Consider the following 12,942-nt stretch of genomic DNA (forward strand, 5'->3'; position numbering starts at 1 on the left):
ATTAAAAACAATTAACAATCAAGGAGGCAACTTGAAAAAATTTGTACTGTCTCTTGCGGCTTTAATTCTTCTCAGTAATTCAATGATCTTTGCAGGAGGATTTCAGCTTAATGAACATGGTGCTAAAGCGTTAGCACTTGGTGGTGCTTTTACTGCAATTGCAAACGATCCGTCTGCTATCTATTGGAATGGAGCGGGTCTTACACAATTAAGCGGCACGCATTTTATGTTTGGCACTGCTTTAATTAGTCCAACATCCACTTTCCGTGGTGTTAGTCCTAATGTGGATATTTACCACATGCAGCCACAGGTGTTTTTCCCGAGTCATTTTTTTGGATCGCATACTTTTGGAGAGAGTTTTGCAGTAGGTCTTGGTTTTACCACACCCTTTGGCTTGGGAACAAGATGGGATGAGGATTGGATTGGTAAATATCTTGCCATTGAAACAGAATTAAAAACATTTATTGTAACGCCTGTTATCACTTATCAACCATTTACTTTTCTTTCTCTCAGTGCCGGTTTTGTTTACAGTTTTGCAGATGTTTTAATTACAAGAAAAAACTCACTTGAACCATTTGCCGGTGATGCCTTCATTCATCTTGAAGGAAAAGATAACTCAGCTTTTGGTTACAACGCTGGTATAATGTTAAAACCATTTGATTTTCTGTCACTTGGTGCTTCCTTCCACAGCGAAGTTGAATATACATTTGAGGGAACTGCAACAGCAACGGCTCCTAATCAGCTAAGTAGTTTGCTGCCTCAGGGAGATGTTACTGCTGATTTAAAGACTCCTATGAATCTCGCTGTTGGTTTAGCGGTGGATGTTTCTTCAAGTTTAAAACTCAGTGCTGATTATCAATTCGTTGGATGGAGCAGTTACGATTATCTTGTCGTCAATTTTGTGGATCCAGCTCTTGAAGATTTATCAAGCCCGCGATTGTACAAAGATTCTTACATAATAAGATTCGGTGCTGGTTACAAGGCGAGCGATGATCTATCATTAATGGCAGGAGTTTATTTTGATAGCAATCCAGTCGAATCAGAAAATCTGAATCCTTCATTACCTGATGCCGATAGACTAGGACTCAGTGTTGGCGTGGAAGGTAAACTAAGTGAAAATCTTACTGTTACCGGATCATTCCTTTTTATACGTTCAAAAGAATTAACCGTTACAAATTCAGCAGAAGAATACACTTCAGGCGGAAGTGCTTTTAACGGTACTTATAATTCTTATGCAAATATTTTATCACTCAGTTTAATATATGGTTTATAAGAGAGGAAAATGAAATGAAAAATATAAAATATCTATCCGCTCTTTTTACAATCGTTATATTATTCTCATCCGGATGCGATGATTATAATAAACTAACAGCACCTATTACCGGTCCAGTAAATGGAAATGCTGACTTTACTCGTTACGTCGCAATTGGAAATAGTATTACGGCGGGTTACCAATCCGGAACACTTTTCGAAAGCGCTCAAATGTATTCTTTTGGAAACCTGATTTCAAAACAGGTTAATACTTCTTTTGCTACACCCTGGGTAAGTGATCCGGGACTTGGCGGAAGATTAGAAATTGGAAGTTATTCTCCTTTTTCTATTTACACCAATCCTAATGCTGGAGTACCAACAAATTTAGATTATCCCGCGCCTTATAACAATCTTGGTGTACCGGGTGCATTAGTTTATGATGTACTTTTTGCTACAAAGTCAACTGACTGTGCATCTTATCTGTTTGCAGGCATTCCTAATCCATATTTTGACTTAGTATTAAGAAACAGTGTATTCAATATTGGATCGCAGCTTTCGCAAGCAATCACACTTGACCCTACCTTAGTTACTCTTTGGATCGGGAATAATGATGTGCTTGGATATGCGACAAGCGGTGGAACGGCACCAACAGCACCGACTGATGCTGGACAGTTTGCTGCTTTGTTTAATGGTATTGCAGGCACATTAGCACAAGCTCAAGTTCCGGTTGTTGTTGCTAATATTCCTAATGTAACAGCAATTCCATTCTTCACAACTGTTGGTCCTCAAATTGCTCTCTCGGTTCCTTGGACTGTTTCAGGAGCTCCAGGTTTGGTTTATCAATCAAGCACAACAGTGATTGGTATAGCAGATTCAGCAAGCTTATTAACAGGTGGGGTATTAGTTACTCTAAAAGGCAGTTCGTACGCATCGTTACTTGGTGCACCTACCGGTAAATTTTATAGAGACAACGGCATAACTGATCCCTCTGTTTTAGGCATTGACACAACACAGGCATTTGGTTTTTCCCTTGGAAATCCTTGGCCAAACGCATTGATACTTGACGATGGTGAGATTACCATTGCCAACGATGCAGTCGCAGCTTTCAACGGTGCAATAGCAACTGCCGCAGCGAATTTTGGTTTTGGACTTGTAGATATAAATGGAATTTTCAATTCCATTAGACAAGCTGATTTCACCGGCGGAACTATTTTTAATGGAATCCCGTTTTCAACCTTTTATGTTGCGGGTGGTTTGTTCAGCTTAGATGGTGTTCATCCATCAAGCAGGGGACAGGCAATAATCGCAAATGAATTTATAAAAGTTATTAATTCTAAATTCAGTGCGAGCATTCCATTGATTGATGTTTCAACCATCCCCGGAAGCATTGTACTTGCTTTTAAGTTGAATGGAAATAGTACTTACTATGATATACCTGCAAAGGTATTTGAGCATCTTTTATTTTAATTTAATCTTTTCTTCAGAAGGGATGAATAAATCATCCCTTCTTTTTCTTCTTTTGATTAATTCCCTTATTTCCATAATTTGAACTTCATAATAGGAAGGATAATTTTTATATGAATAAATTATTGAAAAACATTTTAATTGTAAGTCTGCTCGCGATTATCATCGCGGGTTGTTCGTCAACTACAGAAACTACTGAAGAAAAATCAGAGGATGTATATGTGTTTGATGAAGTTAAATCAGATTCGACTTTTGAGCTTACCGATCCGATGGAGTATCCATCTCTTGGAGTTACCTATTACGTTGTGCAGATCGGAGCTTTTACTACAAAAGACAGAGCTGAAAATTTTATGGCTGATAGTAAGAATAAGATCAGTCATTCACTCAACATCGCTTACAGTAAAGAAGTCAATCTTTATGTCGTTCAATTAAGCACTGCCTATACTTCTAAAACGGATGCTGAAAAAATTAGAAATGGAATTTGGAAAATGAATGAGTTTAAAGACGCCTGGATACTAACTATAAACAAATAAAAATAATTTTTATAAATATTTAAGAGCTTCTATCGCTTAAGTAATTTCCTCCGAAAATAATTCTACCTCCGTTTTATTTGAAATCAAATGACCGATAAAATAATTTACATCGAAAGTGTTGGGAAAGTAATATTCAGACATAGCAGCAGAGCTAAATATCTGAACATATCGGTAAAACCTTTCTATGGTGTTAGAGTATCTGTGCCTAAGCATTTAAGCCTTTCTAATGCAGCTGCTTTTGTGGAAGAGAAAAAATCGTGGATTAAAAAACATTTGGATAAAGTTAAAAGTCACGAGTCTCAAAAACCAATTATAGATGAAAAATCAAAATGCCTTCCAAAGAACCATACGCTTCATTTACATACTAATGATGAACAAAAAATATCGTTACGCATTTCTAATGGAAAAATAATAGTTTCGCATCCTTCTAATTTCAATCCTGAATCAAAAGAGGTTCAATCGGCAATTAAAAAAGGAATAATAGAGGCTTTAAGAATTGAAGCAAAGACATTTTTGCCAGCAAGAGTTCGTCTTTTAGCTGATCGGTTCGGATTGGAATATAGAAATCTATCAATTAAAAATATTAAGTCAAGGTGGGGAAGTTGTTCGGGTAAAAATAATATTAACCTAAACGTTCATCTTATGCGTCTTCCGGATTACTTAATTGATTATGTTATACTGCATGAGTTGGCGCATACGGTTCATCACAATCATAGCCTGAAATTCTGGGGATTACTGAATAGCGTAACCGGAGATGCAAAAAGACTTGATAAAGAATTAAAGAATTTTAAGATAGCTTTTTTTTAAGAACTGGATAACCTTTCAAGTCGAGAACCTTTGAATTTGTAATGTAAAATTTCTACTGTAAAAAAAAACGGCGATCATTATTGATTCGCCGTTTCTTAGATTAAATCATTTTAGTTTTATTCTGCCCAACTAATCACTTTATAATATTTTGTCTTCGGGAAGTAGGGAGGTACTTGCTTGTAAAATCTCTGATCGTATTTATGAATATAACTGTACCCATTAGTAGGTATTAAATCTTTACCGACCCATTTATAAACTGCTGTTGGCTGTATTTTTTGTCCAATCACACCGCCTAATAAATTCATGTGATACGCCGCAGGATAGCTGCTATATTTATCTATCACAAGCCCATCATTTTGCGAATAAATAGAAGCATGAATATCAATATCTCCACGCGAGGAATTAAAATCCACTTGAACTTTTTGTTCACCTACAAGTCCAAGCATATCTGTTGATGATGGATCTGTCAACGGATTTTTATTATAAGTAATGCTATTAGCAATATGTACAGTCCCTGCGGAAGTTGTTCCTTTTTTAGTCGCAACTATTGTAGCTTGCCCGTTCAGTGTGCCTTCAACATAAACATTTCCCTTCTCAACATAAATAACTCCATTTGGTGCTAATGTTTTTAGGGGGGTTGTCTTTTCGGTAGTCCATCCTTTATTATTAATATTTACCTGATATTTTACATTACCATCATTGAGGAATGTAAGTTTCACATCAGTTATATAATTTTTATTAGTAGTATCCCTAAAAATTTTCCCATCAGTATAAGCTGCCTTTCTAATAGAGCTTGTATCAAACTCAAGTGGAATGCTTACACCTGTTTCTAATCCACCTAAAAAAACAGGATTGCTGTAAGAGTTATATTTTTTAACACCTTTTAAAGTTGTAGTGTAACCAAGAAAAACAGGATTGCCGTAACAATTCAAATAGTCGTTAGTATGAAATGGACCTGAGAATGTATCACCAGTTGCGGCCCAGACACCACCCATAACATTATAAAAGTTACCATATTGTGCGAAGTTTTTTGGCTGGAGGAGAACGGTTACTGTATCTTTAAATCCTTCATATTCTCCTATTGAAACCAATTTTCGGTTGTCATCACCATAAGCTGTAATTGTTACAGTGAATATGCCATTCTCAAAAGGAATATTAGAATAACCAGTGTTCCAATATTTATTAAAGAAAAGTTGATTAACCGCCATGTTCGCTCCGGCAGTTGCAATATTGTGAGTATTGGTTTCTTTATAGTATTGAATAAAATTATCCATACTATCATTTGAAAAGCCAATTAACTCATTCCCCTTTAGCAAGAACAAACCACTGAAAGCTAAAACTAAAATAAAAGTTGCTTTACCGCTCATTTTTTTTCTCCTATCTTTTTCTCAAATTTCTTGAAGTTAACCTTAACTGTGACCACATAGCGTGTGAGTATTTTTGTTCAAATTCACCTGTATCCTCATTGTATTGACTGTATGCATCCGGATCTTCTATTCTAAAAGATATTCTCAAAGATTCTATCATCCTATTATCTGCGATTGGTTGTGAAAGCTCGGCATTGAAAGTATCGAAATAATTTAAGTAAAAATCAGTAACACCAGTACTCACTATCATTGGCTGTTCATCATTCAATTTTCGATACAGGATTCTGTCTCTCTCATTTGGGGTTTCCGATAATTCATTGGTGGAGCTTAAATAATAATTCATCCTATCAAGTTCGCCGTCGGAATCAAAATCAGCTCTGAAAATAATCTGAGAAGTATCTGCAGTAAAAATAAATGTGGTTGTATCGTCCAGAACATCTTCGCTTGCCGAATACCCCATTTTTCTAAAATCACTCTCAATTGTCGTGGCGAGGTTCGAGACTTCCTGCTGAACGAGTCTATCGTGCCCCCAGGTCACCTCTGAATCCACTGTATTATCGCTAAGCCTTGTTAACGTTAACATAAGTAGCCCTCCCATTATCATCGAACCAAGAATATCTATTATTGTACTAAATCCCATATGTTACCTCAAATTTCCTTCCAATAGCTAAAAATAGAACTTACTTCAATTGTGTCTTTTAAAAGAGCATTATTGTTAACCTTATCAGTGTAAATTTTAACTGTAAGTTTTTTATTCCAGGTTTTATTTGAAGATTTAGAATCCGGTGAATTAGCATTGACATAAACCACCGTGCATTTAATTCTAAATGAAACTTCGTCAACTACATCTGTTCTACTTAAGCCGTTGTAATCATCAAAGTCATTAAAATTGGGGTAATATTCTCCCGTTGCAGGTCCTAAATTTGAAGCTGCAGTTAAGGCATTTAGGTCAGTCACAAAATTATTTACCGTAGCAAGATCAAATGCACGAGCATTAGCCTCTTCAACGTAAGAAGTGGCTAATGAAACTGCTATCAAACCAAGTTTTGAGTTAATCATTGTATCTTCAGTATTTAACTGATTGGTATTTACGTTTAGTATCATGACTGATAAAAAGATCATTGCTCCCATTGCGAGCATCATTTGACCTGTATTCATATTATGCCTTATTAATTTTAATTGTAATGATTAGCAAAAATCGTGCAAGGATAGATATCAAAACTTATCCATTTGTGTTTGTTTTGAGACAATTTCAATCTTGAATTTATTCTCAAATAGAAGTTTTTTAAGCAGTTTTATTTTTATTGAGACACTCTCAAACATTTATATTATTCGTATAAATGCAATCCCGAATATTACGAGTAAATATTTCCGTTTTAGGAAAATATTTCTTCTATTTGAAAATGATAATTATGTGCTAATGGCCAAAATTTTTTCCTAAGCTGTGATTAATTAAACGATTTTCCTTTTAATTAATTACAAAAATTATTTGCATTCTTTCTAAATTATAATTATCATTGAAAAAAAAATCTATAAATAAATGTAGGAGTTCATATTATGGCTTTCTCAGTAAACAAAGTGATGTTGATTGGTAATCTTGGTAAAGATGCTGAAACAAGATTTACTAATAATAATCTTTCAATTACTAACTTTACTTTAGCAACGGAAAATCGTTTTAAAAATAAAGAAGGTAATTGGACTAGTACAACAGACTGGCATAAAATTACAGGATTTAGTTTATCCGATTATATCAAAGAAAAACTAAAGAAAGGCAAAAAGTTTTATGTGGAAGGTAGAATTTCATACGGCAGTTATACAGACAAAGATAATGTAAAAAGATATACGACAGACATTATCGCGGAGAAACTTATCCCGTTAGATAGTTCCTCAGAAGGCGGACAATCTGAATCAGAGGAATCCGGCTTAACAACCGCACCGGAAATCCAGACTGATCCGAACGAAGATCTTCCGTTCTAAATATTTTGTAAAACAATTTAGGAAATTTTGACTTTTTGGATTCTTATTGGTCTTTGAAAATTTTTGCTCTTTTTATTCTAATTATTTTTTCCGGATTCTTTTCAGGTTCCGAGGTTGCTTTATTTTCATTAGATAGAAAAAAGATTAAAAATTACTTTGGCGAATCCAATCTTATCAGCAGATATATTAGTGAATTGCTTGAGCGTCCAAGAAGATTATTAGTAGTCATTCTCCTTGGTAATACAACAGTAAATGTATCAGCTTCAATTGTTGGGGTTTCTCTTGCATTGGATTTCTCTACCCAACATGCTATATCTGCTGATGTTATTTTAACTATCCAGATATTGGTTTTGACCATTTCAATTATTCTATTTGGTGAATTGCTGCCAAAAGTCTGGGCGTCAAAAAATGTTATTGCGGCGGCAAAAATTTCTGCAATTCCAATGTTCTGGATCGCAGTGATTGTATTTCCCATAGCTGAAACTATTACCGAATTTATCAAATCTTTATCCTCCCGGCTTAATTTTGACAAATCAAAAACTGCCATATTGCCGGAGGACATATCTGAATTAACAGACATTGTAATCGAACACGGAAAAATTGAAGACGAAGAACATGGACTGATTAACAGTTTAGTCTCTTTTCGATCTGTCACTGTGGGAGAGATAATGACGCCACGTGTAGATATGATTTCTATTGAAGAGAAAAATGATTTTCGTGAATTGTTGAAATTAATTACTGAAACAGCTCATAGCCGTATTCCACTTTTCAAAAATGATCTTGATGAAATTATCGGGATAATCTATGCTAAAGATATTTTAAAATTTCTCAAAGAAGCTGACAGTACGAACGATCTGCAATTAAATACATTTGCACGAAAAGCTTACTTTGTACCAAAATCAAAATTGATAGACGAACTTTTGCAAGAATTTCAGACAAAAAAAATGCACATCGCAATTGTAGTGGATGAATATGGTGGAACAGCAGGCATGATAACTATGGAAGATATAATCGAAGAAGTTGTCGGAGAGATAAGAGACGAGTTTGATAAAGAGGAAAACTCTTTCACTAAATTAAGCGATGGACAATATCTTGCTCTTGGTAAATTAAGTATCGAAGAATTAAATGAATATTTGGATGAATCCATCGAAATTGAAAATAAAGATTTCGAAACTTTAGCAGGTTATTTAATCAATGAGGCAGGCACAATTCCGCGTGAAGGATTTTCAATTAAAAGGGGGAAGTACAAATTCGTTGTTAAAGAAGTTTTCAAGAAAAGAATTACAAAAGTCTTAATTGAAGAAATCAAGAAATGAAAAAAGGCTGCTTCTTAAAAGCGATTTTCATTCTAACAATTTTAGCGGCTCTAATTATATATTGGATTGATCACGAAGGCAAAGAGTTTTTATTTCAGCAGGGCAAAAATTTAGCAAAAAAATATATTGTTGATGATTTTGAGAATCAATTTAAATTTATAAAAGATTCCCCGGAAAAAGATTCATTAGAAACTATGCTTAATACTACCTTGTTTAATCTGGAAAAATTCCGCGATCTTTCGGATGAAGAATTAGATATTATTTATTCCAAATTTGAAGCATCATTAAACGATAGTATTATTTCTTCGAAAGAATTAAGGGAACTGAATATTTTAGTTAATGAAAGGTTTAGAAAATGAAAGACCAGCGTAAAACAGAAATCAAAGTTGGCATAACAGTCATAATTGGAATAATTATTTTCATCTGGATTTTAGGGTGGGCTAAAAATTTCAGTCTTTCATCCAATGAAAATATAATTGATGTCAGATTTAAGAATGTCAGTGGACTTGAAATTGGAGATGCTGTTACAGTCAATGGCGTTCGTAAAGGATATGTTGATGATATGGTTGTAAATTCAGAAAGCGTAAATATTAAACTTAGAATTGATAATTCGATTCAGTTAAAAAGAGATGCGTCTTTCAGTATTTCAATGCTTGACCTTATGGGAGGGAAAAAAGTTGATATTATCCCTGGAATATCTTTAGAACCTTTTAATTATGATGTTCAACACGAGGGGACTTTTAATTCTGACATACCAGCGTTGATGACACTGGTTGGCTCTTATCAAGTAGAATTGACAAACATAATTACTGAAACAGGTACAGCACTTACTTCTTTAAATAAATATCTAACCGATCCTCAAATAAATAGTGATTTAAAAAATTCGCTTTCTAATCTTAATTCACTTTTGGTTGATGTCAAAAAGGTGCTGAATGAAAATGACCAAAATATTTCTAAACTAATGCAGAACTCAGTTGAACTAACCGAAGAGGCAAAATCATTTATAACACAAAATAAAGATGGAATTACTTCCTCTTTAACTGATCTGAAAACCCTGCTTGCTAAAAGTGATTCGCTGGTTTCTAAATTCGATAGAATTACTGATGAGACAACCGCTCAACAAAATAATCTGGGTAAAATGCTTTACGATGAGGAGCTGTTAAAAAGTATTAAAAACACTTTAACACAACTCGAGGAGTTAACCAAAATTATCCTGCATCAAGTGCAGAATGAAGGGATTAATGTTGATGCGCACATTTTCTAAATTATTTCTTTTAATACTTAGCTTTTTACTTATTTCCTTTTTTAACATTACACAGGCTCAACGAGATCCTGTCCGCGGTAGAAACGGAATGGTTGTGACCGAAGAGAAAATTGCAACGCAAGTCGGACTTGAGATATTAAAGAAAGGCGGAAATGCGGTTGATGCAGCAGTGGCAATTGGCTTTACTTTAGCTGTTACATATCCCTCGGCAGGAAATTTGGGAGGAGGAGGTTTCATGGTGATTCATCTTGCAAAGGGAAATAATATTACGATTGACTTCAGAGAAAAAGCTCCGTTAGCAGCATCAAAAAATATGTACATTGATGCAAACGGAAATGTGAATTCGGATTTAAGTTTATTTGGCGGCTCTTCAGCGGGAATACCGGGAAGTGTTGCGGGATTACTTTATGCTCTTGATACTTATGGAACAATGAAAATATCAGAAGTAATTCAACCAGCGATAGACCTTGCAGTAAACGGGTTTGAACTGGATTATCATCTCGCTGAATCACTTGAAAATGAATTGAAATACTTTGAGCAATTCCCTTCATCTTTGAAAGTGTTTACTAAAAATGGAGAGGTTTACAAGGAAGGGGATATCATTAAACAACCTGATTTGGGAAAAACGCTAACTTTAATTCGTGATTTTAAAAGTGATGGATTTTACAGCGGTGAGATTTCTAACTTATTAATTAAGCAGATAAATTCAACCGGTGGAAATGTTTCACAAAAAGATTTTGATGAATATAATGTTGTTGAAAGAGAACCGATCACCAGTAGCTATCGTGGTTATGATGTTGTTTCGATGGGTCCGCCAAGTGCTGGTGGATTAGTTCTTTCGCTGCTTCTCAATATTTTAGAGAACGAATCATTTAGTTTAGAGCAATGGGGGAGTAGTAAATACATTCGGCTTGTGGCTGAAGCAATGAAATATGCATACCTTCAGCGAAGTTATGCTATCGGTGATGAAGATTTTTTCCCTGTCGATAAAGAAAGACTTACCTCTAAAATATTTGCTAAAGAAATATTTAATAAGATTATTTCCAGAGTAACTCCTTCGGCAGAATTACAAGACTTAATGATTGAACAAAAACCGGAAAGCTTTGAGACTACGCATTATTCAGTGTGTGATAAATATGGAAATGCTGTAAGCACAACAACTACTATTAACTCTTCCTTTGGCTCCAAAATGATTGTTGATGGGGCGGGTTTTTTATTAAATAATGAAATGGATGACTTCAGCAGTAAACCCGGCTCTCCCAATCAATTTGGATTAATTGGCTCAGTGGCAAATTCGATTGAAGCAGGGAAGAGAATGTTGAGTTCAATGACACCAACGATTGTATTAAAAAACAATAAACCATTTTTAATCCTTGGTGCACCGGGTGGTTCCACAATTACAACTGCCGTACTTCAGGTATTAATAAATTGTATTGATTTCGATATGGATATTCAACGTGCTATTGATTTGCCGCGATTTCATCATCAGTTTCTTCCTGATGAGATAAACTTTGAATATTTTGGGGCAGCAGAAGATGTTAAAGATAATCTTCGCTCTTTCGGTTTTACAATTGGCAAAAATATTACTATCGGCAGGGTGGAGGGAATATTGATAAAAGATAATATAATGTATGGCGCCGCCGATCCAAGAGGTCACGGAATTGCTATTGGGTTTTAAGTTTTATTTTATTTGAAAGTAAACAAATGGTAATTGGAATTGGAATAGACATTATTGAGATAGAAAGAATCAGATATAGTATAGATACTTACAAAGAAAGATTTTTAAACAAAGTATTTACCAAAAATGAGTTGGAGTATTGCTTAAGCAAAAGTAATAAGTATCAGCATTTTGCAGCAAGATTTGCGGCGAAGGAAGCTGTCTATAAAGCATTGGCAACAGGCTGGCACGAAAATCTTAGCTGGCAAAATATTGAAATATTGAACGAAGCTAATGGAATGCCTTTAGTAAACTTAAGTGGAAAATTAAGTTCATTTCTTTCTAATGATAAAAGTTTAAAAATTTCTATGAGTCATTCAAAAAATTATGTCACCTGTGTGGCAATAATTTATAAACTTTCCTAACCAACTAGTCCGTTTTATTCCACTTTATTGAATTAATCAGATATTGATTTAGAAAGGTCAAATAGATATGTTTACGCATGATTAATTAGAATTGTTTTTAGATGCTAAATAAAAAAACATATAATATTTTTAATTATGCCTCAATGACGGCTATTGTGATTTTGCTGGTCTTAATGTTTACAAAAACAGTTCCAACAGAATCTAATGTTTATATTCTCGGATTTGCATTTCTAATTTTAATATTGAGGATTGTGTTCAGGTTAATTGTTAGTTCAAAAATAAATAAGTGAATCCGGAGTTTGTCTTCGAACCTTCCAAACGAATCAATGGTAAACTAAATGCAAAGGTCCTTATCTTAAATCAAAGCTACGAACCTCTGACAGTGTGCACGATTAAGAAGGCATTCATTCTTGTATTTCTTGGAAAAGCTGAAGTGGTTGTTGATGACAAAAGAAAATCTTTAAGGGCTGTATCCAAAACATTTCCATGGCCTAGCGTGATACGACTTGCAAGTTTTGTAACCGTTCCTTATAAAAAAGTTGTTTTAACGAGAAAAAATATTTTAAGGCGTGATAGCTACCAATGCGCCTACTGCGGCAGAAGCGATTTGCTTCTAACGATTGACCATGTTATTCCAAAAGCCCGCGGTGGTACTGATAGCTGGGAAAATCTGATTTGCGCTTGTACTGTTTGTAATAATAAAAAGGGTGATCGGACTCCGACCGAAGCCGGGATGCCGTTGTCGAAGAGCCCATTCAAACCGAGTCATATTATGTTTATTAAAAATGTTGTCGGTAAACTAGACGAGAATTGGAAACCATTTCTTTATCTATCTTAACCTGTTGAGTTACAAATTCCTAAGAATTTCTAGTCCATTATTG

14 protein-coding genes are annotated in these 12,942 nt (G+C 34.7%); 11 read left to right on the top strand and 3 right to left on the bottom strand.

From position 1 onward, the window contains the following. Positions 1–31: 31 nt before the first annotated feature. The 4 genes from IPH11_18805 (at position 32) to IPH11_18820 (ending at position 4,055) form a co-directional block, all read left to right on the top strand. A complete protein-coding gene (locus IPH11_18805; protein ID MBK6915605.1) occupies positions 32–1,273 on the top strand; it encodes an outer membrane protein transport protein in 1,242 nt (413 codons plus the stop codon). A 14-nt stretch (positions 1,274–1,287) separates the two neighbouring features. Beyond that, positions 1,288–2,718 carry an SGNH/GDSL hydrolase family protein gene (locus tag IPH11_18810; GenBank protein ID MBK6915606.1) on the top strand — a complete coding sequence of 477 codons (1,431 nt, stop codon included), beginning with the start codon at positions 1,288–1,290 and terminating at the stop codon, positions 2,716–2,718. Between the two features lie 110 nt (positions 2,719–2,828). Continuing rightward, positions 2,829–3,248 carry an SPOR domain-containing protein gene (locus IPH11_18815; protein MBK6915607.1) on the top strand — a complete coding sequence of 140 codons (420 nt, stop codon included), beginning with the start codon at positions 2,829–2,831 and terminating at the stop codon, positions 3,246–3,248. An 87-nt stretch (positions 3,249–3,335) separates the two neighbouring features. Next, positions 3,336–4,055 (top strand): M48 family metallopeptidase, encoded by a 720-nt coding sequence (locus tag IPH11_18820; GenBank protein ID MBK6915608.1) that lies wholly within the window; start codon positions 3,336–3,338, stop codon positions 4,053–4,055. Between the two features lie 116 nt (positions 4,056–4,171). Here IPH11_18820 and IPH11_18825 read toward each other — a convergent pair whose 3' ends face one another. The 3 genes from IPH11_18825 to IPH11_18835 are packed head-to-tail and all read right to left on the bottom strand — an operon-like array spanning position 4,172 to position 6,580. Then, positions 4,172–5,422, bottom strand: coding sequence for a hypothetical protein (locus tag IPH11_18825; protein ID MBK6915609.1), 1,251 nt, complete (start codon positions 5,420–5,422; stop codon positions 4,172–4,174). A 10-nt stretch (positions 5,423–5,432) separates the two neighbouring features. Beyond that, positions 5,433–6,062, bottom strand: coding sequence for a hypothetical protein (locus tag IPH11_18830; GenBank protein MBK6915610.1), 630 nt, complete (start codon positions 6,060–6,062; stop codon positions 5,433–5,435). Between the two features lie 8 nt (positions 6,063–6,070). Beyond that, positions 6,071–6,580 carry a hypothetical protein gene (locus IPH11_18835; protein ID MBK6915611.1) on the bottom strand — a complete coding sequence of 170 codons (510 nt, stop codon included), beginning with the start codon at positions 6,578–6,580 and terminating at the stop codon, positions 6,071–6,073. Positions 6,581–6,979: 399 nt separating this feature from the next. Between IPH11_18835 and IPH11_18840 the strand changes: the two genes are divergently transcribed. The 7 genes from IPH11_18840 (at position 6,980) to IPH11_18870 (ending at position 12,899) form a co-directional block, all read left to right on the top strand. Beyond that, a complete protein-coding gene (locus IPH11_18840; GenBank protein MBK6915612.1) occupies positions 6,980–7,399 on the top strand; it encodes a single-stranded DNA-binding protein in 420 nt (139 codons plus the stop codon). 35 nt (positions 7,400–7,434) lie between these two features. Continuing rightward, positions 7,435–8,715: an HlyC/CorC family transporter gene (locus tag IPH11_18845; protein ID MBK6915613.1), complete on the top strand. Its 1,281-nt coding sequence runs from the start codon at positions 7,435–7,437 to the stop codon at positions 8,713–8,715. Beyond that, positions 8,712–9,074, top strand: a complete 363-nt coding sequence (locus IPH11_18850; protein ID MBK6915614.1) for a hypothetical protein — start codon at positions 8,712–8,714, stop codon at positions 9,072–9,074. Before IPH11_18845 ends, IPH11_18850 begins: the two co-directional genes overlap by 4 nt. Next, positions 9,071–9,979 (top strand): MCE family protein, encoded by a 909-nt coding sequence (locus IPH11_18855; GenBank protein MBK6915615.1) that lies wholly within the window; start codon positions 9,071–9,073, stop codon positions 9,977–9,979. The genes IPH11_18850 and IPH11_18855 overlap by 4 nt, the downstream gene beginning before the upstream one ends. Further along, positions 9,957–11,657, top strand: a complete 1,701-nt coding sequence (ggt, locus tag IPH11_18860; GenBank protein ID MBK6915616.1) for a gamma-glutamyltransferase — start codon at positions 9,957–9,959, stop codon at positions 11,655–11,657. The genes IPH11_18855 and ggt overlap by 23 nt, the downstream gene beginning before the upstream one ends. Before the next feature lie 26 nt (positions 11,658–11,683). Further along, positions 11,684–12,061: a holo-ACP synthase gene (gene acpS, locus IPH11_18865; protein ID MBK6915617.1), complete on the top strand. Its 378-nt coding sequence runs from the start codon at positions 11,684–11,686 to the stop codon at positions 12,059–12,061. Between the two features lie 406 nt (positions 12,062–12,467). Further along, positions 12,468–12,899 carry an HNH endonuclease gene (locus IPH11_18870; protein MBK6915618.1) on the top strand — a complete coding sequence of 144 codons (432 nt, stop codon included), beginning with the start codon at positions 12,468–12,470 and terminating at the stop codon, positions 12,897–12,899. Positions 12,900–12,942 lie beyond the last annotated feature (43 nt).

The organism is Ignavibacteriales bacterium (assembly GCA_016709155.1).
Lineage (GTDB): Bacteria > Bacteroidota > Ignavibacteria > Ignavibacteriales > Ignavibacteriaceae > JADJEI01.

What these genes read in the sequence shown, in the direction of transcription:
- IPH11_18850 (MBK6915614.1), top strand. Translation starts at nt 8,712, where the DNA reads ATGAAAAAAGGCTGCTTCTTAAAAGCGATTTTCATTCTAACAATTTTA.
- IPH11_18840 (MBK6915612.1), top strand. Translation starts at nt 6,980, where the DNA reads ATGGCTTTCTCAGTAAACAAAGTGATGTTGATTGGTAATCTTGGTAAA.
- IPH11_18855 (MBK6915615.1), top strand. Translation starts at nt 9,071, where the DNA reads ATGAAAGACCAGCGTAAAACAGAAATCAAAGTTGGCATAACAGTCATA.
- acpS (MBK6915617.1), top strand. Translation starts at nt 11,684, where the DNA reads ATGGTAATTGGAATTGGAATAGACATTATTGAGATAGAAAGAATCAGA.
- IPH11_18825 (MBK6915609.1), bottom strand. Translation starts at nt 5,422, where the DNA reads ATGAGCGGTAAAGCAACTTTTATTTTAGTTTTAGCTTTCAGTGGTTTG.
- IPH11_18830 (MBK6915610.1), bottom strand. Translation starts at nt 6,062, where the DNA reads ATGGGATTTAGTACAATAATAGATATTCTTGGTTCGATGATAATGGGA.
- IPH11_18815 (MBK6915607.1), top strand. Translation starts at nt 2,829, where the DNA reads ATGAATAAATTATTGAAAAACATTTTAATTGTAAGTCTGCTCGCGATT.
- IPH11_18810 (MBK6915606.1), top strand. Translation starts at nt 1,288, where the DNA reads ATGAAAAATATAAAATATCTATCCGCTCTTTTTACAATCGTTATATTA.
- IPH11_18820 (MBK6915608.1), top strand. Translation starts at nt 3,336, where the DNA reads ATGACCGATAAAATAATTTACATCGAAAGTGTTGGGAAAGTAATATTC.
- ggt (MBK6915616.1), top strand. Translation starts at nt 9,957, where the DNA reads ATGTTGATGCGCACATTTTCTAAATTATTTCTTTTAATACTTAGCTTT.
- IPH11_18835 (MBK6915611.1), bottom strand. Translation starts at nt 6,580, where the DNA reads ATGAATACAGGTCAAATGATGCTCGCAATGGGAGCAATGATCTTTTTA.